At 48.2% G+C, this 25,558-nt stretch carries 19 protein-coding genes, 1 tRNA gene, 1 pseudogene and 1 riboswitch; of the genes and pseudogenes, 7 read left to right on the forward strand and 14 right to left on the reverse strand.

Features of this window, described 5'->3' with window-relative positions:
- Nucleotides 1–134: 134 nt before the first annotated feature.
- Complete coding sequence (locus P6M73_RS14345; RefSeq protein ID WP_277853708.1) at nucleotides 135–596, forward strand: GyrI-like domain-containing protein; 462 nt, start codon at nucleotides 135–137, stop codon at nucleotides 594–596.
- Nucleotides 597–692: 96 nt separating this feature from the next.
- Here the strand turns inward: P6M73_RS14345 and P6M73_RS14350 are convergent, their stop codons facing one another.
- Together P6M73_RS14350 and P6M73_RS14355 are read right to left on the reverse strand one after the other, a co-directional pair.
- On the reverse strand, nucleotides 693–1,619 hold the full coding sequence (locus P6M73_RS14350) for a site-specific integrase (RefSeq protein WP_277853709.1): 927 nt from the start codon (nucleotides 1,617–1,619) through the stop codon (nucleotides 693–695).
- A pseudogene (locus P6M73_RS14355) lies at nucleotides 1,619–2,128 on the reverse strand (restriction endonuclease subunit S); the annotation flags it as partial. The pseudogene P6M73_RS14355 and the gene P6M73_RS14350, both read right to left, overlap by 1 nt.
- Between P6M73_RS14355 and P6M73_RS14360 the strand changes: the two are divergent.
- Complete coding sequence (locus P6M73_RS14360; RefSeq protein ID WP_277853710.1) at nucleotides 2,104–2,748, forward strand: restriction endonuclease subunit S; 645 nt, start codon at nucleotides 2,104–2,106, stop codon at nucleotides 2,746–2,748. The pseudogene P6M73_RS14355 and the gene P6M73_RS14360 overlap by 25 nt on opposite strands.
- 14 nt (nucleotides 2,749–2,762) lie before the next feature.
- Here P6M73_RS14360 and P6M73_RS14365 read toward each other — a convergent pair whose 3' ends face one another.
- The 6 genes from P6M73_RS14365 to P6M73_RS14390 form a co-directional block, all read right to left on the reverse strand.
- Nucleotides 2,763–5,900: a type I restriction endonuclease subunit R, EcoR124 family gene (locus P6M73_RS14365; protein WP_277853711.1), complete on the reverse strand. Its 3,138-nt coding sequence runs from the start codon at nucleotides 5,898–5,900 to the stop codon at nucleotides 2,763–2,765.
- Between the two features lie 16 nt (nucleotides 5,901–5,916).
- Nucleotides 5,917–7,164 (reverse strand): restriction endonuclease subunit S, encoded by a 1,248-nt coding sequence (locus tag P6M73_RS14370; RefSeq protein WP_277853712.1) that lies wholly within the window; start codon nucleotides 7,162–7,164, stop codon nucleotides 5,917–5,919.
- Nucleotide 7,165: 1 nt separating this feature from the next.
- Nucleotides 7,166–9,751, reverse strand: a complete 2,586-nt coding sequence (locus tag P6M73_RS14375; RefSeq protein ID WP_277853713.1) for a type I restriction-modification system subunit M — start codon at nucleotides 9,749–9,751, stop codon at nucleotides 7,166–7,168.
- A 640-nt stretch (nucleotides 9,752–10,391) separates the two neighbouring features.
- Nucleotides 10,392–10,467, reverse strand: a tRNA-Pro gene (locus P6M73_RS14380).
- 96 nt (nucleotides 10,468–10,563) lie between these two features.
- A complete protein-coding gene (locus P6M73_RS14385; RefSeq protein WP_277853714.1) occupies nucleotides 10,564–11,166 on the reverse strand; it encodes a response regulator in 603 nt (200 codons plus the stop codon).
- A 129-nt stretch (nucleotides 11,167–11,295) separates the two neighbouring features.
- Nucleotides 11,296–12,363: a sensor histidine kinase gene (locus tag P6M73_RS14390; protein WP_277853715.1), complete on the reverse strand. Its 1,068-nt coding sequence runs from the start codon at nucleotides 12,361–12,363 to the stop codon at nucleotides 11,296–11,298.
- Between the two features lie 136 nt (nucleotides 12,364–12,499).
- On the opposite strand from P6M73_RS14390, the gene P6M73_RS14395 reads away from it, so the two are divergent.
- The 5 genes from P6M73_RS14395 to P6M73_RS14415 all read left to right on the forward strand — a co-directional run bounded on the left by P6M73_RS14395 (nucleotide 12,500) and on the right by P6M73_RS14415 (nucleotide 18,898).
- Nucleotides 12,500–13,432, forward strand: coding sequence for an ABC transporter ATP-binding protein (locus P6M73_RS14395; RefSeq protein WP_277853716.1), 933 nt, complete (start codon nucleotides 12,500–12,502; stop codon nucleotides 13,430–13,432).
- Nucleotides 13,432–14,481, forward strand: a complete 1,050-nt coding sequence (locus tag P6M73_RS14400) for an ABC transporter permease (RefSeq protein WP_277853717.1) — start codon at nucleotides 13,432–13,434, stop codon at nucleotides 14,479–14,481. The genes P6M73_RS14395 and P6M73_RS14400 overlap by 1 nt, the downstream gene beginning before the upstream one ends.
- Nucleotides 14,468–15,634: an ABC transporter permease gene (locus P6M73_RS14405; RefSeq protein ID WP_277853718.1), complete on the forward strand. Its 1,167-nt coding sequence runs from the start codon at nucleotides 14,468–14,470 to the stop codon at nucleotides 15,632–15,634. Before P6M73_RS14400 ends, P6M73_RS14405 begins: the two co-directional genes overlap by 14 nt.
- Nucleotides 15,635–16,183: 549 nt before the next feature.
- Nucleotides 16,184–17,395, forward strand: coding sequence for a DUF438 domain-containing protein (locus P6M73_RS14410; protein ID WP_277853719.1), 1,212 nt, complete (start codon nucleotides 16,184–16,186; stop codon nucleotides 17,393–17,395).
- 267 nt (nucleotides 17,396–17,662) lie between these two features.
- Complete coding sequence (locus P6M73_RS14415) at nucleotides 17,663–18,898, forward strand: amidohydrolase (protein WP_277853720.1); 1,236 nt, start codon at nucleotides 17,663–17,665, stop codon at nucleotides 18,896–18,898.
- Between the two features lie 242 nt (nucleotides 18,899–19,140).
- On the opposite strand, the gene P6M73_RS14420 is transcribed toward P6M73_RS14415, so the two are convergent.
- From P6M73_RS14420 to P6M73_RS14445, 6 genes are all read right to left on the reverse strand, one after another.
- Complete coding sequence (locus tag P6M73_RS14420) at nucleotides 19,141–19,914, reverse strand: ABC transporter ATP-binding protein (RefSeq protein WP_277853721.1); 774 nt, start codon at nucleotides 19,912–19,914, stop codon at nucleotides 19,141–19,143.
- On the reverse strand, nucleotides 19,892–20,953 hold the full coding sequence (locus P6M73_RS14425) for an ABC transporter substrate-binding protein (RefSeq protein ID WP_277853722.1): 1,062 nt from the start codon (nucleotides 20,951–20,953) through the stop codon (nucleotides 19,892–19,894). Before P6M73_RS14425 ends, P6M73_RS14420 begins: the two co-directional genes overlap by 23 nt.
- A 381-nt stretch (nucleotides 20,954–21,334) precedes the next feature.
- Nucleotides 21,335–22,114, reverse strand: a complete 780-nt coding sequence (locus P6M73_RS14430) for an ABC transporter permease (protein WP_489666455.1) — start codon at nucleotides 22,112–22,114, stop codon at nucleotides 21,335–21,337.
- Nucleotides 22,086–22,382, reverse strand: a complete 297-nt coding sequence (locus P6M73_RS14435; RefSeq protein WP_277855789.1) for a thiamine-binding protein — start codon at nucleotides 22,380–22,382, stop codon at nucleotides 22,086–22,088. The genes P6M73_RS14430 and P6M73_RS14435 overlap by 29 nt, the downstream gene beginning before the upstream one ends.
- A gap of 102 nt (nucleotides 22,383–22,484) precedes the next feature.
- A riboswitch (TPP riboswitch) is annotated at nucleotides 22,485–22,590 on the reverse strand.
- Nucleotides 22,591–22,848: 258 nt separating this feature from the next.
- A complete protein-coding gene (locus P6M73_RS14440; RefSeq protein ID WP_277853724.1) occupies nucleotides 22,849–24,108 on the reverse strand; it encodes a glycosyltransferase family 4 protein in 1,260 nt (419 codons plus the stop codon).
- Between the two features lie 113 nt (nucleotides 24,109–24,221).
- Nucleotides 24,222–24,839 (reverse strand): TVP38/TMEM64 family protein, encoded by a 618-nt coding sequence (locus P6M73_RS14445; RefSeq protein WP_277853725.1) that lies wholly within the window; start codon nucleotides 24,837–24,839, stop codon nucleotides 24,222–24,224.
- Between the last annotated feature and the right edge of the window lie 719 nt (nucleotides 24,840–25,558).

Here is a 25,558-nt window from a genome sequence, read left to right on the forward strand (position 1 = left end):
ACAATCCCTGAAATAAAATTTACGCTTCCTTCATGATTGATTCATCAAAGGGAGCGTTTTTCTTTATGTAGTTGCTTTATAATGACATCGAAAAATGATTCCGCATCCTAATCTGTTATGAAGGGAGCTTCATTATGCCACGAGTCACAGATATTGCCCTGATTGAAACTGCTGACCAGCCGGTTCTATGCATTCGAACCCAGTCTTCCATGACCCAACTGCCGCAGCTGATCGGATCAGCCTATGGCAAGCTGGCTGCCTACCTGGGAGAACTTGACACCTCCCCCAGCGATATTCCCTACGTCTGCTACCGCAACATGGACATGGAACACCTGAACCTGGAAATCGGCTTCCCCGTCGCAAAATCCCTGCCGGACCGCGAGGACATGATCAGCGTGATGATTCCAGCCGGGAAATATGTCTTCTGCATTTACCGCGGGCCCTATCAGGACATGCCGCCTGTCTATCAGGAAATCAATGACTGGATCGATACTCATCAGATGCGCCCTACCGGCATAGTATATGAATGCTATCTGAACGGTCCCACCGTTCCTCCGGAAGAACTGCTGACTAAGATTGTGTTCCAGCTTATGTAAATAAATTCCTAAGTCAGACTACCAGGTAAGCTTTTTGAATCCTGCTCCCTGATAGTCTTTTTTTAACTCAACGCAAACCATTCCCTCAAATCTTACTTAGGATAGTCCGGCTAGTAATCGCATAACCAAATCCACATCTTTATTTTCAAGCTCCTGAATGATATGCAAATATGTCTTCTGCGTTGTGTTTATACTTGAGTGACCTAATCTCAATGCAACACTGGCAGTAGAAACACCTGTAAATAATAAAAGAGATGCGTGTGTATGTCTAAGCCCGTGAATTGACACGACAGGAATTTTACACCTTTCACAGATCCGCCGAAGTTTATCATTAACGGTTGAATTATAAACTTTACCAAAAACAAAAATCGGCTGATTAGGTGGTAAGCCTTTAACAAGCTCCGAGAACTGAATTACAGTCTGCCAGTCAATCTGGATTTTTCGAATTGATGATCGATTCTTAGTAGGAAGAAAACCTCCGTTCCCTTTGTAATCCCATGTTTTAGAAATCGAAACCGCTTGGCCCTTAAAATCGAAATCTTCTGGTGTTAAGGCAAGCGTTTCAGAAAACCGCATACCTGTCTTAGCTGACAGCAAAATAAAATAATCCCAATTCACTTTTTCTTTCAGTTCAAGGGAAGCAATTAGAGTCTGAAGTTGAAACTGATTTAGATATTTAATTTTCTTTGCCCTCGGTGTTTTGCCCTTTATAATAGCCTTTCTTGTGGGATCTCGATCAATTAATCCTTCATCAACCGCATCAAGAATTGCACCTTTCAGTTGATGATGAAAGTCCATGACCGTTTGGCGCTCATGAAATTCAGCATATTGATTGAGCAGTAACTGATACATATTCCTATTCAGATCGCCCGTCTTTAAATCCGGAACAAGTCTGACAAGCCACTTGTAGGTCATCAGATATTTATCCATGGTAACTTTCCTGACTGCACGATTCTTGTATATCTCGATCCACATTGCATAATAATCACAGAATAACTCTGTATTGTTTCCTTTTTCCAACATTAAAAGCTCCTTTCTTTGCAACATGGCTTACGTTGATGAAGGGTGATGATGTTGTCGAGGTTTCGGAAGAACGCGCCAATTTGCTGCTGCTCCTCATGATTAGGAAACTCTATCACCAAGTCCTTTACTAGTGCACCTGAGAGATTTCCCTGTCCGCCTTGAAGATATTTATCTATAATCTTCTGCTTTTGGCCACGGAGCCATTGCATAAGAAATTGAGAATCATAACCTTCATCAGGTTTGATTGCGAGGATTGCCTGATTGATTGCGCCTTGTATTTGGGCTATTCCAACCTCTCCGCTCGTTGCTCCGTACAGTGCATAAAGAATGTCTCCTGTGCACACCATCTTTGCGGATGAGTTCGTTAGTCCACTTTCAGATAAAAACAATTCTGTTGTATTACTATTAATTTCAGCGGACCGAATGAAAGGAATCAGACCATTGTAGTATTCCTTTTTCCCAACAGACGGTGTTCCTCCCGAATATGATCTTGTCACATCGCCGAGCTTACGCTGTTCCCAAGCATGTGCATCTAACTAATGCATTCCATGATTGTACTATTACCATCGTTTGTTATTACGATTGGGAACAGCGTAAGGTTGGAGAGTTGCTCATAGAACGCAATGAACAAGCACCTATGAGTGATGAATATCCCCTTATGGCTTTCATAGCAAACGAAGGTGTTGCACCAAAGGGAGAACGATATGATCGAAGTTCATTGGTTTCTGATACAGAAACCAAACTATATAAACGAACCGAATCCGGGGACTTTATTTACAGTTCAAATAATCTGGAAACAGGGTCTATCGGTTTAAATAAGTATGGAAAGGCCTCGATTTCTCCTGTTTACAGTGTTTTTCAGCCAACCGGAATTGCTGACTCTGATTTCTTAGGTCGTCGTCTGGTGCGTAAAGACTTTATTAACGCAATGGTTAAATGGCGTCAAGGTGTCATATATGGACAATGGAGAATTCACGAATCCGACTTCATCAAAATAGAGATTCCAGCTCCATCCGTGAAAGAACAGCGGAAAATTGGTGCCATTCTTGATAATCTCGACAACCTCATTACCCTTCATCAGCGTAAGTCGAACACAAGAAGAGCCACGTTGTCATGGCTCTGTCATTAACTCAGTCTATTGGGTTATTTATCCTCTTGAATATCGAACCCACCACTTAATATAAACTCTTTAAGCAGATTATCAATTTTAATACTCAACCTAAAAGCAGGAATTCTTTCACCTTCATTGGATACGAAATACTTTTCCGCTCTCTCTCTGACCACGGTTTTCTTTAAATCGTCAAATCTGCCATATTCGTTAATAGTTGCCTCAGTAATTCCTGCATTAATTAGATTCTCTAACTTCGGAATGTCTAATCCTAGTGCGTCAGATAATTTTCGGACCTGCTCACTTTTAGCACGGAATTGATAATCAGTTATATACTCTCGGAAGGTTTTACCGTTTTCAATCTCGGCATTTCCACTTTGAACATCATGAATAAAAATATTTGCATATTTCTGTTCATCTTGAGTTAGGGTCGCAAATGATTTATGAAGTTCATCCAAAGTTCCTTGAAGCTGTTGTGGGTCCACATTTTCTTGATGTAATACTTTAAGATACTTTTCAAAACGAGAGTTCATATAATCTGTATCAATCCTGCCAGTGTCAATGGCTACCAAGTGACCTTCAATATCAAAAGGGATGCCATCTTCGGTTTCGCTTCCATTTTCTATGAACAATTCCTTATATCGTAACACTAATATAAGATAGTCATTTTCATTGAAACATACCTCTACAACCTTCGCAGGATTTTTAAACGCATAAAGCGATTGATCCCAAGTAAAACCTTGTATTTTTGCCGCTTCAAGGTGTCCATTTAGACTGCTAAAAAGTTTGGCGAACTTACCTTTTTCATCTGCATTTACAGGAAGTTTTGAAAAATCTTCGACATCAGCCAATTTAAATAGGTAGCTAATATCCTTGAAAATTTGATTCATTTTTTCCAAGTTATAGTCTAAATGTTCTACAAATAACCCAAGGGGGCGATTGCCTGAATATAGCGCGACTGCGTTATTGATATTTCTTTCCATGGTGTTTGGAAAGCGATAATAGCGAATTGTCCCAAAAGGCTTATCAGGACCAAACAAACGATTCGTTCGGGAAAAAGCTTGAATAATATTCTCGTACCTGAGTACTTTGTCTAAATAGAGAGTGTTTACCCATTTGGAATCAAATCCCGTTAGCATTTGATCAACAACAATCAATAATTCGATTTGTTTATCTGGTGTCGCTTCGATTCTCTCGTAAGGCTTTTTATGAGCTAAGCGAGCTGCGATATCTTTCTTGAATTTCCCATAGGTCGCTAATGAGAACTCCTGCCCGTACCTGGAATTGTAGTCTTCCATAATCTCAACAAGGCCCTCTTCCTTATACCTAACTCCGCCTTTATTATCTATATTGGGATCGAATAGGGCGGTAACCTTCAATCCCGGCTTTTTACTTTTAAAAAGTCGGTAGTAATCAATGGCTTCAGGAATACTGCTTGTAGCAAAAATAGCGTGAAACTTCGAAGTATGGCTTAACCGTTCCCAATTATCAACGATGTCTCGGACAACCATAGTTTGATGCTCTATTCTTTCGTACTGTTCTCTCGGCAAATAATCCTCAATTCCTTTGATATATTGTCCGCCCTTATCATGAAAGCCAGCCATTTTAATCTTAGCTGAATCCATATAGTAATAGTATCTTTGCGCCTTCTGAGGATCTTGTATTGCCTCATGCTCTGAGGGTGCATTCGTCATCATCAAAGCAACTGATTTTCTCAAATCAATATCTCTATAGGTTAATACCTTATAGGGATCAAATCCAAGAACATTTTTATCTCGAATTCCATCCGCAATACTATACCGATGCAACTCATCCCCAAACACAGTTGATGTGGTATTCATTTTTTTCTGATTTTCTTTTTGAATCGGTGTTCCTGTAAATCCAAAGAATACTGCATCCGGAAAAGTTTGTTTAACTGTAATTAACATGTCTCCAAATGTTGATCTGTGGGCTTCATCTACAATAAAGACGATTCGTTTTGAATTCATCAGCTGGATGTCGGAAGCATATAGCCCCCCCTCTTCATCCTTAATATTGCTCAGTTTTTGAATGGAGGTGACAATTAGTGTATCCGTTGGCTTCTTACTCTTTAGCTTTGCAATGAGTGCATATGTGTCCTCTGTTGCCTGTATCTCTTCGTTATCCTCGGCAAATGCTCGATACTCACGAAGTGACTGTGTACCAAGTTCGATTCGATCCATCAAAAATATAACCTTATCAGCATCTTTCGAGTTTGCGATGAGTTGAGCTGATTTAAAACTAGTCATCGTTTTACCAGAGCCTGTAGTATGCCAGATATAGCCTCCGAGCAGATGTTTATTACTCCAATCCAATTTCGACACTCGGTCTGCAATAGCATTTGCTGCATAATACTGGTAACTTCTCATCACCTTTAGTACTCCATCGGAATCATCGGCAACAGTATAAAAGCCAATCATTTGATGAGCCATCGGGATTGACAAAAGATAGGTAGCTATGTCCTTCCAATTATTTATGGGTTCGTTATTAAAATCTGCCCAATGAAAATAGAAGTCTGGATTGAAATTACCATCCGGACCTGGATTAGCAAAGTAAACAGTCTCCTCTGGTTGCATAGCAACGAAAATCTGAATTAACGAAAATAAACCGGTAAAAATGCCTTCGACTGAATACTTTTCAATCTGGTGGTAGGCTTGGCTCACGGGGATTCCACTTTTTTTCAATTCTATATGAATTACAGGCATACCGTTAATAAGCAACATAAGGTCGCCACGACGGTCATTGAGAATCTTTGACTTAGACTTATATCTTGGTTGTTGTGCGATCTGATATCTGCTTTGTCCTGCCGCAATTTCCCGGCGGTCATATATCTTTAAGCTGACCTCCTTACCTAAGTGTAAAGGATCATTGGGATTGTCTCGAATAATCGCTACTGTTTTTCCATTAATAAAACCGTTTAACTTTAAAGGAGTGCGTAACTCAATAACTTGTTCAAGTATCTGCTGCATTTCTGTGTCAGTTAAAGGAGCATCATTTAGTCGATCTATCCCGCGATTGTTTTCGAATAAAATATCTGCCCAGTTCTTTAATAAGGTTTCTTCAGTAGGATTTTTCAGAACTTTAGTTTCCCAACCCTTATTTTGCAAAGCAGTTATCATTGCTGACTCAAATTCGCTTTCGGTTTTGAATATCAAAAAATCACTCCCTTTCTTAAACGAACATCTTCTCCAAACAGGCTTTCTTAATGTTATTTAGCTTTTCTAGCTTACGCTGATGAAGGGTGATAAGGTTGTCAAGATTTGTAAAGTAGCGACTAATTTCTTTCTGCTCATCAAACTTTGGGTACTGCAAGTCTATCTTCTCGAGATCAGAGTTATGAAGATGTACAATGGATTTCCCTTGAGCCATTTTTGCCATCTCTCTATGCGGTTCACCTGTTGATATACATAGAGCCAAAAATGCTGAATCAATATTCTTATTTGGTGAGATTACATTAAGGTCTCCACCAAGTATAATGCCTGATTTCTCAACAACTGAGGCAACTGAAATATCTTCTGCTGTCTCTCCAGAAGCTGGTACAATGACCTCTCCTCCACAGCTTAATACTGATCCAGGCTTGGGTTTAGCGAAGGTATCCACATTTGAAATTACTGTCTCGTACTTCGTATAAAGTCTTCCGTACAATATGATTGGCGTCCCAGTCTCTTTTAGATCTGTTTTTGAGTACCCCGAGCCCTTTGAAAACTGGACAAGTTCTTTTAACTTACGCTGTTCCCAAGCGTCAGTAAATCCGGCGAATCTTAATTCAGGAACATTACTTCCATTCTTCGGAAACATTTTTTCGAGCATGGCTTTTTTAATGTTTTGAAGTTTCAAAAACTTACGCTGATGAAGGGTGATAAGGTTATCGAGATTCTTGAAATAAGTGCCTATCTGCCTTTGTTCAGCGGTTTCTCTAGGAATTAACAATCCAATATCCAAGAAATCATCAGCTGATATATTTAGCAATCCATGATTTCTTGCTCCCTCGGCAGCACGCTCGGAAACTCCCTTATGCCATCTATCTGTATCAAAGAAAACAGCCAAAAAGTCGGAATTAGTTCGTTCACAATCCCTAATGCTGAAAACAATATAAAGCGTTGACAATACGCCATTTTCGTTTAGGTCAAGTCGTTTTACAGCACCAAATGGGAAACCATCAGAAGTGCTTTTATTGTAAGCAAATTCACCATTCAAAACCAAATAGTAATTGCTCACATCTCGACTTGCGACTCGGTTATTGAAGTAGGTAATTTGATCCACCAAACCGTATTGTGCGGATATAGTTAAAGGTAACGTAGATTCGTTGTTTGTATTCTTCCTTACGATGCGCTCTACTATGTTTCCTAACTTACGCTGTTCCCAAGCTTCATTGAAACCCTTGAATCGTATCGTCGGTTTGATTGCTTTATCCGTCATACTAAACACCACCGAGCAGAGACTTTAGTTCGTTCAAGCCTTTCATATCCGCTTCATTTCCAGTAAGTTGATCAAGCATTTCTGTAAGAATTTGTTCTGTTTCAGCTATTTCTTTTTCTACATCGGAGAATGTTGTAGAATACTTATCTGCTAATGCTTGTACTTTCATACTGAGATCATTAAGAATAGAAATCGGAAGCTGGTTCAATTCTCTAAGTAATGGTATAATCCATTTTTGATTCAGCAAGGAGAAAACTTGATCATCACTTAATTTTTCAATTGCTTCTTTTGTAGCTGAATGTAATTTTACAGAACTTTCTTTGATGGTTCTTTTTAGTTCTTTTTCCTCATCAATCAATCGGGTTACTGTAAGAGCCTTCCACTCCACGCTATCTTGCATGTACTCTTTAGCATCATTGTCTCTAAGCAGTTCTTTGCTTAGTTTAGTTAATGCACCTGGAATAAATGCTGTGTTATCCTCGTTTAGTACTTCTGCCAAATCATCCCTATCTTCTTCTGTCAGAGATTCGAGAATTTCCTGTTGCTGAGATGCAATATAGACTAGGCGGTCCTCGTTCTCCTTTAACTCTGTTGATTCGTCCTGGAGTAGAGTTTCCTGAATCAATTCAAACGGAATGATTCGACCAATCCAACCCTCCTGAACTTCAACATCTTTACCGGACTTCTTTTTGATAATCAAATTAGGATCCACTTTTTTGATTGCTTCAAAGCCTTCTGATTGGATCATCTCCAGATCAGAAGTAATTTTATTCCATTGATTGTTCAAGATCTGGTAGGCATTATATTCATCGATCAGTGGAATACCCTCTAACCGTTTGAATATTTCCTCACTAAGAATGTTTTCTTCTTTTGAAATATTCATTGTCTCCATATTGCCGATGAGATGCTGGTATAATTCCTCATCAAATTCTGCAAAGACATTTTGATAAGCTATGTGAAATTGCTGGACAGATGGATGGTTTTCAATTACCGCCTTAATATCCCCCTCAACAATATTGAAATGATCACCTGTCCCATTGGGAAATAATGCTTCCTTCAAGTCGGGGAGAGCTTTCCAGTATTCATCAAGATCTTCAATTTCCTTTCGCGGGATCCCCCCAAACATTGATGCGTATATATCCCAAGTTTCGGGAGCTTCTGACGAATCAACATAGCGCGGTATATTAAGATTGTATTCGTTTGATCGGATCTCATCACGGCTTACTACACGGGCAAATTTCGGTTTATCTGTCCGTTTTGAAACGGTATCGACTATTCTTTTTATATCCGAGGCATGCAGTACGTTATTTTTCCCAACTTTAAGAAATCCTTTGGATGCATCAACTATTAGCACATCCGTAATTTCTCGTTTTTGCTTAAGAACCATGATAATGGTTGGGATCCCTGTGCCAAAGAAAATATTGGCCGGCAATCCGATGACCGCATCAATATGGTTATTTTCAATCAGGTTTTTACGAATAGAGCCCTCCTCCCCACCTCGGAATAAAACGCCATGGGGAAGAACGATGGTCATTATACCATCCGGTTTTACATGAAAAAGATCATGCAATAAGAAAGCATAGTCAGCTTTTCCTTTTGGTGCTAACCCAAAACGAGCATATCGTGGATCACTCTCTTTGCCCTCAGGATCCCAATGTTGAGAGTAGGGTGGATTTGACACCACCGCATCAGCATATAGCGGATTATAGGTACCTACCTTATCATTCTCATCAAAATATGGCCAGTCATCCTCTAATGTATCTCCATTTCGAGTCATAATATTGGATGGTAAAATTCCCCTCATGACAAGATTCATGCGGGTCAGGTTATAAGTATTTTGTTTCAGTTCCTGCGCATAGTATTTGATATTGTCTTCGTCATCCATATGCTTGGAAAGACTGCGGCCAATGTTAATGAGCAGGCTGCCCGAACCACTGGTTGGATCATAAATTTGGATTTCTTTACGATCTTTCAGGTGTTCTGCCACAATCTCACTCATCAATAGCGATACTTCATGTGGCGTGTAAAACTCTCCAGCTTTTTTTCCAGCATTTGCCGCAAAATTGGAGATCAGGTATTCATATATAAACCCAAGAACGTCATAATCCTGTTTCCCATCCATCGGTATGTCTTTAATAAGTTGAATCAAGTCACTGATGGCTTTTGTCTGAGCGCCTGAGCTATCCCCCAATTTAGACAAACCGGTTTGAAGTGTTTCGAAGATCCCATCAAACACTTTTTTATAGTTACTGTCAATAAGTCGATTGAACGCGGATAGTGCATCTCTAACATTCGATACATCGAAATCCCGTCCCATCGAGAGCCAGGAAGAGAATAAATCTTTATAAGCAATGAAATAACCAATGTTACCCTGAATATATCTGACAGTTTCAGAGTCCTCCTCAGTTAGCTGTTTGATTTCCTCAAATGTAGCTCCTTTGGACAACATGAAACGTATTTCTTTATCAGAAAGAAACTTATAGAAAATAAAGCCAAGTATATAATCTTTATATTCATTTGCTTCTATTTTTGAGCGCATTTTATTAGCTGATTCCCATATTTTGTTTGCCAGTTGCTGCTTATTCACTGTTGAACCTCACTTTGCTGAACATTTATTTTTAAAATCCGTTTTATGTTATTTACAGATAATATAGTTATTTCGTTTCATTAATTACTTCTGGTCGAGTTCGACTATTGTTTTCAATTTTATCATAATTATTGTACACCATCTCCCAGGACCAGTTGGCTGATTATTATTTTTCTTTCCATAGAAACGTCTTCCAAAAAAATCCATCAGATTTACTTTTACATTATGAACGATTGATGCTGCCTTAAAATTTGCATGGAACTTTGACTGTCGTTAATAGTGATCCTCAGGTGATCATCGCTAAATAGGAATGCACTTAATTACCTGCATTCACTATATCTGTGCGGGTAATTAAGTGCATTCTTATATGCCAGCAATCATGCTGGGTATGACAGCTCTCCTAGTTCATTGGTTTTCTACAAACCTCATCCCATAAGAATCGGGTCAAGGAAAAAACTACTTATCATCAATTCTCGACTGAATTGGAATGACCGGGCTTAAAAATTGCAGGCCATCTCATGAAATGACGACCGTCGATGTTAGCTATGTATTGCTGAACAACCACAACAACTCTCCAGGCTGGTGCAGACTATGAAATAAATGACAAAAGGTTTCTGAGAAACTCAGAAACCTTTTCTTATGGTCGGAGTGACAAGACTTGAACTTGCGACCTTTAGACCCCCAGTCTAACGCGCTACCACCTGCGCTACACCCCGACAGCATGTTTTATTATAGTACATCCAATGTCGTTTTTCAATGGATTTCTACACTTTCTTTATAAGATCTTTTTGAGGCGATTCCATGGAACGTTGTCAGCTTTTTCGGTAGAAGAAGATGGCCAGCTGCGTGCGGTCGCGAAGCTCCAGCTTGTCCAGGAGAGTTGAAATATAATTTCGCACCGTGCCTTCACTGAGGAACAGGCGGTCGGCAATTTCGCGGTTGTTTAGACCTTCGGCAACCAGGCGCAGAATGTCTTCTTCGCGTTCGGAGAGCTGCGGGAACTGATGATGTCTGGCGGGGTGCTGAAGGGACTGCACGACTTTCGAATCAAACACCATCTGTCCGGAGTGGACGGCCTGGATGGCCGGCAGAATGCCGGCGATATTGGACTTCAGGATATAGCCCTTGCATCCCAGGGACAGTGCCCCGGCGATGTATTCCTCATCCTGGAAGGTCGTGATCAGCAGGATGCGGGCGGCGGGATCCTCACTCAGGATCGACCGGGTAGCTTCCAGCCCGTTCATGGACTGCATCCTGATATCCATCAGAATCACATCGGGTCGGAACTCACGGGCCAAACGAATGGCATCCTGACCGTCCTGACCGGTGGCTGCCACCTGGATGCCGCTGGCTTCCACAATGGTTTTCAGGGCATCCACGACTAAAAAATCGTCGTCGATAATAATGACTTTCATGATTACCTCCTGGTCGCTGAATGTATGAATATTTATATGATTGAATGATTGAATGATTATAAGTTTGAATTTTTAACCCCGTGATGGTTTGAATGGATGACATAAGACGGAGCGGAACAGGATGCTGCTTCAGTGATTTTGTCCGGCAGCATCCCTGAGAGGCGTGCCGGATTTGGGCAGCACCAGATGAACATAGAAGCCGTCAGACCAGCCGTGGCTGAAAACGCCGTCCATGCTGCGGCTGAGTTCTTCCAGGCTGACCAGGCCGATGCCAAGCTTAACCGGCTGCTTGGAGCCGTTGTCCTTGACCGTGATGCTGTAGTGGCGGGGGAGCTCCCGCAGGGTAATCCGGATGGCGGTGGCGTCGGAGTGGCGCCGAATGTTGGTAAGTGCTTCCCGCAGCAGCGTCAGGATGGCCCGCTTTACCGGCAGCGGTGCTGTGTCATCCAGCTGAACCGACTGCTGAATCTGGTACTTGGCGCGCATCGGTTCGATGAGCCGGTCCAGTTCCGAGCGCAGGGATATGGACTCATTATGGAGGTTGTGCAGACTCCGGCGCACCTCCTCCATGCCCTTAGCCAGGGCCTGGGACAGGGTGTCCAGCCGGCTGCGAACGGGTTCCTCGCAGGAGAGCTTCATCGCCTCGATCTGCAGCAGAGCCGCAGAGATGGTATGGCCCACCGAATCATGGATCTCACGGGAAATCCGGTTTCGTTCCTGAAGCACTGCGATTTCCAGGTTTTTCTCGTGGTTGAGCTCCTCCTCCTTCTGAATGCGATGCTGCAGGATCTCATTCTGGACAAAGTCATCCCGCATCAGGTAATAGGCCTTCTCCCGTTCTCGGGCAGCCTGTTCCTGCCAGGACATCCACAGAGCGAGCAGAACCAGGAGCAGCGGGATCAGCTGCACCGGCATAAGTGCGGCAAGCAGCGGCACCAGACTGAGAATTCGGCTGCGCTGGAGCAGGGCATAGGCCAGCATGGGCGAAAAGAGCGCCAGCGGGGGCCACAATCGCCAGAGGACGACATACAGGATGGCCAGCCCCAGGTCCAGATAAGGGATCGGACTGAACAGAATCAGATTGGTCAGGATGATCGCTGCCATGATCAGGGGCAGCGCCGCCGCCACCGCCGGAGCCGACCCCAAAGGGATCAGGCATAACCCAAGGATCAGAATGGTTTCAATGAATCGCCGCAAGCTCGCACCTCCTTTTTTACACCCTCATTATATGACATTTGTCACCTCACGTCATGACCCGGTTCACTACCGCCCGCCTCCAAAGCATCCTATCATGAAAGCATAGGAAGCGATTAACGCCTACAGGAGGTTTCTCATGGTAATAGAAGTCAGGAATCTGGTCAAGCGCTACAAGGAAGTTCTGGCACTGGATCATTTTAATCTGGAAGTGGCACAAGGTGAAATTCTGGGCCTGCTCGGCCCCAACGGCTGCGGCAAAACCACGGCCATCCACTCTATTTTGAGTGTTTTAAAGTATGACAAAGGTGAAATCCGGCTGTTCGGTGAGCCCATGAGCCCAACGGCCTACGAATTGAAGCAGGAAATCGGACTGGTGCCGCAGGAAGTGGCCGTGTTTGAACACCTGACGGTAAGAGAGAACATCGACTACTTCTGCTCCATGTATGTGGAAGACAAAACCCGCCGGCGGGAACTGGTTGAAGAGGCCATCGCCTTTGTCGGACTGGAGGAATATACCAAATTTTTCCCCAAGAAGCTCTCCGGCGGTCTGAAGCGTCGCCTGAACATCGCCTGCGGCATCGCGCACCGCCCCAAGCTGATCTTTCTGGATGAGCCCACTGTTGCCGTGGATGCCCAGTCCCGCAACTTTATCCTGGAAGGCATCCGGCGGCTCAACCGGGAAGGCGCAACCATTCTCTATACCACACACTATCTGGAGGAGGCTGAGAATCTCTGCACCCGCATTGTCATTATGGATCGCGGGCGCAACATTGCCCAGGGCACCAATGAAGACCTCAAGAACATGATCGATACCCGGGAGATTATCCGGATTGAGATCGCCAACCTCTCCGAAGCCGCCCGGGCCGACATGGAATCTTTGCCCCATCTGGCCGAGATCCGCACCGTCGGAGAAGCCCTGGAGCTATCCTTTGAACGGGGCGCCAACAATCTGTCCAACCTCGTGCGCTGGCTGGATGACAACGGCCTGGAATACCAGGATCTGTACTCCCGCAAGCCCAGCCTCAACGAAGTCTTCCTGGCACTGACCGGAAAGGAGCTGCGTGACTGATGAACCTGAATCACACCAAATATCAGCTGATCAACAACCTGAGGGAACCCTCCTTCATGTTCTGGACCATCTTCTATCCCCTGCTGATGGCTCTGATGTTCTATACCGCCTTCCAGGGTCTGATCAAACCGGAGCCGATGGAAATTCCGGTGGCCGTGGAAATGGGCAGCCCTGCTGCCCAGGTATTCCGCGGGATCGAGATCCTGAAGCCGGTGGAAACCGATGCCGTTGAAGGACTGCGCCTGCTCTCCGAACAGAAAGTGACCGGATTTGTGGCCGCTGACCTGACGGTCAGGGTTCGGGAATCCGGCATCAAGGAAACCGTGCTGGCCAGCATCGTGAGCCAGATGGTGCAGATGGAAGCACTGAAAGTCCCCTACTCCAGCTACGACTTCTCCGCCAGCTACATCCAGGCCGCCCCGGCCCGATACAATCCGTTTCTCATCCCCTTTTACAGCCTCATCGGCATGGTGTCGCTCTACAGCGTCTACATGGGACTGGAACTCTCCCGCATCCTGCAGGCAGACCAGAGCATGGAAGCGCTGCGCCTGAACGTGGTGCCCCTGCGCAAGAAGGATTTCCTTTTAGGCACCTGGTTCATCGCTCTCATCATCAATCTGGTCAGCAACATTCTGCTGCTTCTGTTCATGAAATACCTGCTGCAGCTGGATCTGATCCGGGATCCCCTGAAGACCCTGGCAGTCCTTCTGTTTGCCAACATTCTGGGCACCGTGCTGGGACTGTTCATCGGCGGCTTTTCCCGGATCAGCTACGGGGCTAAAAATGGTCTGGTCATCGGCCTGACCCTGCTGATGTCCTTTGCAGCCGGCATGATGTCGCCGGACATCAAGATCCTCATTGAGGACCGGATGCCCCTGCTCAACGCGCTGAACCCCGTTTCCATCGTGACCACCCAGCTCTACCGCATCAATTACCTGGATGCCGTTGATACGCTGCCGGCCGCTCTTGCGATCCTGGCCGCCATGGCCCTGGCGCTGGCACTTGGTTCCATCGCCCTGCTCCGGAGGAAAACCTATGACACTCTTTAAATATTTCCTGAAACTGGCCTGGCGCCAGAAATACGTCATCCTGCTCTATCTGCTTCTGTTCGTAGTGATCTCGCTCCTGAACTCCGGAGCCTGCCGACCCCAGAGCGGCGCTTTCTCCGAAAGCAGGCCCTCGATCAAGGTTATTCAGAAGGATTCCGGTCCGCTGGCAGAACGCCTGGCGCAATACCTGAAGACCCAGGGACGGGAGGATGTCAGCCACATAACGGAAGATCAGGCCGAAGAGGCTATTTTCAAGGGAGCCGCTACCAGCGTCGTCATTATCCCGGAAACTTTTACCAAGAATTTTCTCGTGGGAACAACCAGCCTGACGGTCTATACCGACGATACCCAGATGAGCGCCGTACTCCTGCGGCAGAAGATCCAGCAGTATCTGATGTTCCTCAAGGCCGATCAAACCTTCCACGGAACAGCCGACCCCGCGCGGGTCGAAGCTGCCCTGGCCGTGCGGGCCAATGTGGTTCTGGATCATCCGGAAACAGCCGGCAATGGAGACAGCTGGTTCCGCTACTACTTCAATTTCATGACCTACATCCTCGTCGCCATCTTCATCATGGTCTTTTCCAACATCATGAATGAATTCAACGAAGACAACCTGAAGCGGCGCAATGCCATCGTCCCGTTCAGCTCCACCCGCTTTCAGGGTGCGATGGTGCTGGGACAGCTCCTCATTGCCTTTGGCATCACAGCCCTGTTCCTCATCATCGGTGCCGTCATCCGCCCGCAGGAAGCCGGATCCCTGAACTGGCCCGGTCACATCGCCAACGCCTCCGCCTTCACACTGGCGGCACTGGCAATGGCCTTCCTGGTCAACGCCCTGACCCGCAACCGCTTCATCCAGTCGGCACTGGCCACCGTTCTCTCTCTGGCCCTGTCCTTCATCTCCGGCGTCATGGTGCCTCAGGAGTTCCTTTCCTCCTCAGTGGTCACACTGTCCAAGTTCTTCCCCAGCTACTACTATGTCCGGGCCACTGATCAGATCCTGCAGAACGCCTCCTACCTCCCTCAGATCGGCATTCAGCTCCTGTTCGCCCTCTTCTTCCTGGTTCTCGGCCTTACCGCCATCCGCATCCGTCAGGGCGAAGATCTCCTGTTCAAAAAAAATCAGACTCCGCTCCGACCGACCGCTTCTTAACAAAAATCTGCCTGAGTCCCAGACTCACTCCGGCGAAGGACATCGGCCCATCCGATTCCTTCGCCGCTTCTGTTCCTGTCCTTTTCAAATCCAGTCATCGCCTGTCCCTTGCCTGTTTAATTACTATTCGTCCTCTTTTTCTTCTTTCCTTGCCTTCTTTGGTTCCTTTCTGCCACGGCGGTCCTTTGTGTTTGCTTTTTTAATTCAAATTATCCTCTGTACCGTTCTCTGCCCGCTCCGTGCCCCAGTGACAAAACTGTCATTTCATTCCGCCAGTAAACCAGAACCAGTTCGAATCGGAGGAACCCCATCCGGGTCTTGTGTGCCAGACTGTACCTCATGTAAGGACAGGCATTCTTCCTCTGCGGATTCCGGCGGATGATGCGGAAACATTTTCGGATCTTTCTTTCCTCTGTAACATATGTTACGTTTAAATCAGAGCATTTCACTTATCATTAAACCATCGACCATCGGTGATGACGAAACCATCCCTCACCGGTTCACCAAAGCAATCATTGAATCTACAGGATTCATTAAACGGAGGATACCATGGAAAAGAAAGATAAACTGAAGCAATTGATCCAGAGTCTCCATGACGGAATGGGGCAGAACGAAGCCCGGGCCATTTTCAAGCGCGAATTCGGCCAGATCAGCGGCGATGATCTGTCTCAGGCAGAAAAGCAGCTGGTCGCGGAAGGCATGCCGATTACGGAAATCCAGCGTCTGTGCGATGTCCATGCCTCCGTCTTTGAGGACAGCATCACGTTTCTGAAAAAGCCCGAGAAGGGATCCCTGCCGCTGGATCAGACCCCGGGTCATCCGGCCTTTGTCTTCCGCAAGGAAAATGACGGCATTGAGCGATTCCTGGCTGAAACGTTCCTGCCGGCTCTGAATCAGTTCGCTGAATCAGGAGACCGCGCCGCTCTGACCGATGCCGGTCAGCGTCTGGCCAAGATCTCCCAGCACTACAAGCGCAAGGAAAACCTCTTCTTCCCCTTCCTGGAACGCGAAGGTGTTACCGCTCCCCCGAAAGTCATGTGGGGGGTGGATGATGAAATCCGCGACACCATCCGGAACCTGAATGGAATGGTCGAAGACGGCGGCCGCGAGGACATCATCGCCCTGGCCAACCAGGCAGTAACCGATGTCCGCAGCATGATCAGCAAGGAGAACAACATTCTCATGCCAATGATGCTTGATAAATTTACGAATGAGGACTGGCAGCTGATTGGCCGGGATTCCTCCGAAATTGGCTATGTGTTCACCGGCGATGCCGAAGGCGCTGCGCCCTCCGACGCCGTGACCTGGTACCAGGCCCAGACCGGAGACGACTCCAACGTGAACGTGGCCACTGACGGCGAGATCAAGCTCCCCTCCGGGTTCTTCAGCACCCGGGAACTGGAAGCCGTTCTCAATACCCTGCCCAGTGATGTAACCTTCGTCGGGGCAGACGGCAAAGTCCATTACTTCTCCGAAGGCAAGACCCGGGTGTTCCCCCGCACTCGTTCCATCATCGGCCGGGATGTGGAGAACTGCCATCCGCCCAAGAGCCTCCATGTAGTGGAAAAGCTCATCGAAGATTTTAAATCAGGCAAAAAGGAAGAAGAGAGCTTTTGGATCCAGAAGGGCGGCATGTTCATCCTGATCCGTTACTACGCCGTCCGCGACAAAGAAGGCACCTACCTGGGCGTCGTCGAAGTCACCGAAGAAATCTCCGGTCTGCGTTCCCTGGAAGGATCCAAGACGCTGCTGAGCGAATAGCCGGCATCCCTTTCATCCTTACCCATTTCCCTTACCCGCTTACTTCAAATCCCCCTCTGAACTCCCTCCCCTTTCATTCCAACCCCCTGAACAGTTTCCGCCTGAGACGCCCCCCGTCTCAGGCGCTTTTTTTCTGCCGTTTTTTCGGTTTGCGCAAATTCTCCTGCCTGTTCCTGAAGCGGTCAGCCCTCAGGGGGTATAATGGACTGGAGGGGTCCAGCCTGTCGATCAGGGGACGTCTGTAATCAAAATCAAGGAGAACCTGTGATGAGCCATTGCATTGATCTGCGCCGGGCGCTGCACCGTCACCCCGAAGCCGGATTTACCGAATTTTTCAGTACGAGCCTGGCGGCCACGGAATTATCCAGGCAGGGCTGGACCCTGCACCTGGGACAGGAGCTATATGAGACAGCCCGTCTGGGCGTCCCGGAGCAGCCGGTCCTGGAAGCCGCTCTGGAACGAGCCCGGGCCGCTGGAGCGGATCCCGTCCACCTGGAGCGGATGGCAGGTGGCTACACCGGCCTGATCGCGACCATGCAGCGCGAGACTGGCCCCACCGTGACCCTTCGCTTTGACCTGGACTGCGTCGAAGTTCAGGAAGATCTGGATGTTCCCTGGAAATCCCTGACGCCCGGACTGATGCATGCCTGCGGTCATGACGGGCACACCGCCGTCGGCATTGAACTCGCCCGCCGGCTGAGTGAACTTCCCTGGACCGGCCGCGTCAACCTGGTGTTTCAGCCGGCGGAGGAAGGCGTGCGCGGCGGATCGATTTTTTCTCAGTCCAGCCTGCTTCAGGGCACCGATTACTTTCTGTCCGGTCATCTGGGAATCACCAACGATGCCGAAGATACCCTCTATTCCACCGTATCCCACAGCATGAACACCTCCAAATGGGATCTCACCGTCAAAGGGGAATCCGTCCATGCCGCGCTCTATCCCGAACAAGGAATCAACGCCCTGCTGGCTGCCGCCGATCTGGTGGTAGAGCTGTACCGGCTGCCGGACAATGACCAGACCCAGCTGAACGTCGGCACCCTGACTGCCGGAACCGGTCGCAATGTCGTGGCCGGCGAGGCAAAGCTTCGGGCAGAAACCAGGGGATCCAGCCGGGAAAGCCACGACAGGCTGAACCAGGCGTTCGGGGAGACCTGCCGGGAGATGGAGCGCCGCCATGGTGTGCGCATCAGTCAGACCCTGGCTGGAGAAGCCATTTATTCCCCGCCCCATCCCGAATTGTGCGCGCTGGCCGCCGGACAGGCCGAAGCTGCCGGACTCCGATCGGAGCCGAAACCCTACCCTATGATGGGATCGGAGGATGCGTTCTACTTTATCGACCGGGTCCACCGCGAAGGCGGTCAGGGAGCCTATTTTATCTTTGGCACCGCCATCCGGGCGCCTCATCATAACCCGATGTTTGACTTTAACGAAGCCATTCTGGAAAAGATGGTCAGCTTCTATACCGCCCTGACACGGGAGCTGCTGTCAGCTCCCCGTCGGTGATCCCCTCTCGGGAATCCTGGCCGTCCGTCTGACTTTTACCCGACTGCCATTGCAGGACCGGTCATTCGACCCATCCCGCGAAGACCCATTGCCCGGCCATCCCGCAAGGCGAATAGGCAAGGCAATTACATAAGCCAAATATACAAGGCAGCAGGATCGTCCCTTCCGGGAGGGACGATCCTGCTGCCTTTTGCATGGTTCATTTGGGAAACTCACTTGAGAGTGAGGCTGGATGACTCGGCTCACTGATTCTTCAGTTCGTTGAGAATCATCCGCTTGTACCGGAGGAATTCTTCGCTGACCCGGAATTCCGGCGAGCGGGGTCTGGGTTCCTCAATCCGAATCTCCCGGCTGATCTGACTGGGCGAGCCGGTCAGAAGACAAATCCGGTCGGACAGGAGAATGGCTTCATCAATGTCATGGGTAATGAACAGCGTGGTCAGGTGAATGCGGTCCATGACCTCAAGGTACCACTGATGGAGGGAAGACCGGGTGATGGTATCAAGGGCCGAGAACGGCTCATCCAGCAGTGCCAGATCCTTCGAAAACAGATAGGTTCGAAGCAGCGCGGCCCGCTGGCGCATGCCCCCTGATAGCTGTCTCGGATACTTGTGTTCTGTTCCGGCCAGCCCGAAGAAGTCAAAGTCCTCGCCGGCTTTTGCCCTGGCTTCGTCCCGACTGACTCCGCGAATTTCCAGGGGCAGGGCGACATTATCCAGGATGGTCTTATAGGGCAGGAGCAGGTCTTTTTGCAGCATGTAGGCAATGTGCCCGGTTTCTCCGGTGACTTCCCGGCCATGCAGGAGAACCTGGCCTTCCTCCGGCTGGATCAAGCCTGAAATGATATTGAACAGGGTGGTTTTTCCGGAACCGGACATACCGAGAATGCTCACCAGCTCTCCGGGGTAAACCGTAATATTGATGTCATCAAGCAGCACCTGGCCGCCGTAGTCCTTGCGGATGCCCCGGGTTTCAAGGACGGGCTGTTCCCGCTTACTGTCCGGGGATGAAATCATTGGTAAAACCCTGGCCGGCTGGAATTTCCTTCTGAATCAGCTGATTTTCCCACAGCCAGCGATAAAAGCCATCCCAGCGCTGCGCGTCCATCTGCCCCCAGGGCTTGCCCGGATCCAGGATCTGGTTGGCCATCCACTTCTGGCTTTCCTGCGTCAGGGTCGGTTCCAGCTCCGGTGCGTGCTTGAGCAGGATCTCTGCCGCCGCCTGCGGATTCTGAGCGCTGAAGGTATAGCCCTTGGACGCGGCGCCGACAAATTTCCGTACGGTTTCCGGGTCCTGAGCAATCATGCGGTCGGATGCAATCAGCACCGGCGTATAATAGTCAAACACCGGATTGAGGTCCTTAAAAGCAAAGTAGTCAAAATCGAAGCCGGAAACCTGAGCATTGATGCCGGACCAGCCATAGAAGATCCAGACCGAATCCACCTGCCGGGTCTTCAAGGCCGCGACCTCGTCGGTAATGTTGTTGGGAATCAGCTGAACCTTGCTGTAATCGCCGCCATCTTTTTCCACCACATTCCGGATGATGGCCTGCTCCACCGGGTTATCCCAGGTGGCGTATTTCTTTCCTTCCATGCCTTTGGGCCGGCCCAGTCCCTCGCCCTTGCGGGAGATGATCCCCGAGGTGTTGTGCTGCAAAATGGCAGCCACTGCGGTTACAGGCAGCGGTGAATCCGCGGCCAGAGCCGGTGCCAGAGTATCCTGGAAATCGATGCCGAAGTCGGCTTTGCCGGCAGCCACCAGCTGCGGCGAGCCACCCTGCGGCGGAGTCTGAATATCCACATCCAGGCCTGCTTCGGCAAAGTAGCCTTTTTCCTTGGCGACAAACAGCCCGGTATGATTCGTATTCGGTGTCCAATCCAGCAGGACCGTCACTTTCTTCAGATCCCCTGCTGTGGACGGGCTGGCTGGCGCACTGGTCGAAGCCGGTGTCTGGCCGGTGCCCGCGCCGGGGGCCGATGTCACGGCCGGCGCCTGAGGCGCGCAGCTCACCAGCAGAGTGCTCAGCAGGAATCCTGAGATTAGTTTTCGTTTCATTTGGTTTCTTCTCCTTACTCTTGAAAAAAATGCTTCTATTTCTTCGTCCATCTGAATTTCAGTGTTTCAATATGTTCTGTTCAATCTTGATTGCAAGTTCCGGCTTCTGCTCCCACTCCTGATCAAAATGAACCAGTTGCTGCCCCCAAGCCTGACCCAAGTGCTCCTTCCTCTGAGAAGTCCGCCCTTGAAAAGCTGTCCCTTGTGAAACCGCCCCGGTCACTCTTCACGAATTCCAAGCTCTATGCCTGTCGAGCTGCCGCCTCCGGAAGCTTCGCCCGAAAGATCCGGCCACATTAAATTCTTCTTTCCTTATAATCCTACCTATGCTCTTGTTTCGAACCTCTGCTTTCGGATCAGCCTCTGCTTATAGATCCAGCCTCAGCTTTCGTTACTGTCTGCTTCCGGCTGATCCCACGGAGTCATGCGGCGGTGCAGAAATTTCACCAGCGCCATCAGCACGAGGCTGATGCCGGAGATCAGGAAAATGACGGCAAACATTTTATCGTAGGAATAGGATTTGATCACTCGCGTCATGTAGACACCCAACCCGGTGAATCCGCCCAACCACTCAGAAATTACTGCGCCGACAATGGAATAGGATGCTGAAATTTTCAGAGCGGCAAAAAAGGAGTTGGTGGCTCCGGGGAGCTTGATGTGACGGAAGATCTGCATCCGGCTGGCTCCCATGGAGCGCATCAGGTTGACGGCATCCGGATCCACCGACTGGAAGCCGTCAAACAGACCGATCGCAATCGGGAAGAAGGTCGTGAGCACAATGAGCACCACCTTAGGGAAGATGCCGTAGCCAAACCACAGCACCAGGAGCGGCGCGATCGCCACCGTCGGAACCGTCTGGGTTACAACCAGCAGGGGGTACAGCGCTTTGCGCAGACCTCTGAGCAGGTCCATCAGCAGGGCAATGACAAAACCCAGGACAATGCCCAGCATCAATCCGAGGAACGCCTCGAACAGGGTAACCCGCGCATGCATCATCAGCAGTGGCAGATCCCGGAGAAAGGCCCGCACCACCTCCACCGGGGAAGGCAGCATGAAGCTGGGCACCAGTTGCGCCAGGGAGACAGCCTGCCACAAAATCACCAGCAGTCCGATCGCCGTGATGCTGTAAAGTTTATCGGTGATGCTTTGTAACTTTTTCATCAATGGTCAGAAGATCGCCCGAAGGCCGATAGACGGATTTCAGGTACATCGACACGGAGGGCGCTCCGGCCTGGATTGCAATCAGCTGGGCCTGTTTCGCAATTTCCATCAGTTCCTCAAAGTCACCTTCCACCGTCGTTTCAAAGGGACCCACATAATAAGTCAGACCAGTCCTGCGAATGTAGTCAATCACCTCATCCACGATGCGAACTACTTCGCTGGTCTCTGACACGCCTGGTAAAATCTGAATCGCAATGCTTGAATTCATCATATCCTCCTCGTTGTTACGCCCAGGGGAATGTTGATTCCCGATGGGCTGACCTTGTTTACTTTAACAAAAAAACCGTCCCCCGAGGGAACGGTAAATTTTTTTGCATTTGCCGACCTTCCCTACGCTGGCATAACCCAGATCAGGTGATACGGGTTCAGGATTTCTCCTGTCTCAGCTTAAAAATTAAGCACCCCCGGTTCTTTCTCATTCATCCTAACAAATGCCGCCGGCACTGTCAACGCAGTAATTCAATTGCATGCAATTCATTAACCGGATTCCCTCCGACTGTTCCTGCCGAAATGCCTTCAGCGTCGGCCTTGGCACTCGGCATTGAGCTGCCCTGCCCTGATTCCTTCTGAACGCGCAGCCAAGGCCGCCCGACATTCGGACGGCCTTCAAGGTCAGTCAGCTTGATTATTTGATGATCATTGCATTAATTGCCAACAGCTGCGCAGCGGCCCAGCTAGAAGCGGGACGTGCCCAGATGATTCCAGTCATCCATGTTCAGGTCCAGATTTTCATCAACGGACTGATAGAGCTTGCGCCGCAGCTTGACCGGCAGTGACGCCCGGTGATTGCGCGGCCCTTTCAGGGTTGCTTCATAAACCTTCATGACCCGCTCATAAAAAACTTCCGTGGAGAACTGCCGGGAGGATTCCAGGGCGGCCTGTCCCATTGACTTTCTCAGCTGGGGATCTGAAGCCAGCGCCTTGACCGCGTCGCAGAACTCTTCACCGGTCTCATACTGCCAGCCGTTCACTCCATTGATGATGACGTCCTCGATGGCGCCGTCGCGCCGGCAGACTGCCGGCAGACCGCAGGCCAGGGCTTCCCCATAGGTCAGTCCCTGCGTCTCAGAGGTGGAACCGGAAACAAAGGCATCCGCCATATGGTAATAGTCAGGAACCCGCTCCGGAGTTACCATGCCGCTGAAAATCACCCGGTCCTTGAGCCCAAGGTCTTCCACATAGGTTTCCAGAATTTCCTGATAGGGTCCCCCGCCGACAATCATCAGCCGAATGGCGGGATCCAAGTTCTGCAGGAATCTGACAATTTCTTCGATGTTCTTTTCCTTGGCCAGCCGGCCCAGGGACAGCAGGACAAATTCCTCTTCCCCGATTCCGTACCGCGACCGCAGTTCCTGACGCACCTGAGTGTGATCGACTCGCTGGAAGCGGGTCAGATCGATGCCGGAGGGCACCGTATAAATCGCAGTCTTGACATCGTAGCGGTTCAGGATCCCCCGAACTTTCTCGGTGGGAACGATGACTGCATCGGTTCGTTCCAGCAGCGTCTTTGACAGACGCCGGACCAGACTGCGTCCAATGGTTTCATTGGGCGAGAAGTAGTGAATATAGTCCTCATAGACCGTATGATAGGTATGAACGATGGGTATGTCCAGCTTGGTGGCCATCATCTGGGCCAGCAGAAAGGTGGAAAATTCATTGTTGGTATGAATGATATCCGGTCCCCAGTCCTTGATCTCATTGAGTTCATCGGTGGCCAGAGTCCGCATGATCCGGGCTCCCGGATAGAACTTCCCGGCAGAAAAAGACGGAATGACATAGACACATTCTTCATAGCCAAAGGATTCCTTCTGCCGCAGCGTCAGGATCTTGACTTCGTGTCCATGCTTTTCCAATTCATTTTGCAAATTTATGATCGATGTGACTACTCCGTTTATGGTCGGAGCAAAGAAGTCACTGGCAATCAGTACTTTCATAAGCTTCTCCTACTTAACGAAAACCTCTCATGAATCATTTCATGAGGATATGCAGGCGTTTGATCAGCCGAAGCAGGAATGTCGTTCCTTCGGCTAAGGACCGTCGCTCCGGACTACCAGCCCAGGGCATTGAGCAGGTTGGTAAAGCTGCAGCTCAAGAGCAGCGAATAGGCCGTAACAGCCAACGGTTTGCCCAAAAGGATGATGATAATGAATTTTTTAAAGGTCATATTGGTCAGCCCGGCCATGTAGCACAGCAAATCATCGGGAGCCAGGGGAAGAAAGATTGCGATTGCAAACCATTTGTGGAATTTGCGCTCATCCCCTTCCAGCCATTTCTGATATTTATTCAAGCCTTTTTCCGAACTGAAAATCCGGATGATATCCGGTCCGTAGAACCGGGCAAGATAGAAATTTATGGAAGAACCAATAACAGTTCCCAGATAATTGCACAATATCCCCCAGACAGGTCCAAAGAGCAGGACACCGACCAGGTTTCCCAGAGCTCCCGGCACAATCATGAAGACGGACTGAATCGCCGTGAAGGCAATAAACACCAGCGGAGCCATCAGGCCAAATGGTTCCAGGAAGGCTGCCATAGCTGTCTGTGATTTAAAAATTCCGGTTCGGATTCCATACACAAAGAAAGCTCCTGCCAAGATGAAAGCCAGGAATGAAGTGGCATGGATTATTCGTTTTTTGCGTTGTACCTGGGTCATCTCAATTTCCATGCTAGCCATCCCCTCACCTTTCTTATCAATTACAAAATCTACTTTCATTGTGGTAGATAAAAATTAAACTGAAATTAAAGAATTGGACCTACCAGCAGTAACCTCAAGCTATGAAAATGGCTATTTTGAACGGTTCTCGATAAAAACTGTGTATGGCAAAACAGCTTACCAGCATATACCTATGTCTATCTATAATTTCTGACGAATTTCTGACGAAAACAGAAAAATTAAGAGTCTCGCAATGAGACTCTTTTCTTTAGCGTTTCCAGACCGGGCCTCAAGGTCATAAAAAAGAGTCATATGAAGCTCTCACACACTTCATATGACGTCAGAAGGTTTGTTCTTTACTATGGGAGGTAAAGCCATAATAATGAATGTCATTGGGTACCCCTAGACCTTTCGGTATAGAGAAGAGAAAAGAATGAAAATCGTACCGGTTCTCAACAACTTTTCTGTCTTTATATTATAATTTTACCTCGACAGATAATCCGCAGTGGAATGTGGATTTTTATCCAATCTCTCATTTCCGAAATGAACTTAAATATCATAATGGAAGTATCTTTAAATCTTTCTTTCATAATCCGTTAATAACTTGTACCCCTTGATACAAGCTCTGGTATTATATTCAAAAATTGCAGATTATTTTAATAAATAACGCAATTCAAATCGATTTATGGCGAGTTGTAGAATAAAGTGAAATAAAGTGGCCCATAGCTATG

The organism is Anaerococcoides asporogena, from assembly GCF_029590275.1.
In the GTDB taxonomy this organism is placed as follows: domain Bacteria; phylum Bacillota; class Clostridia; order Clostridiales; family Clostridiaceae; genus JG1575.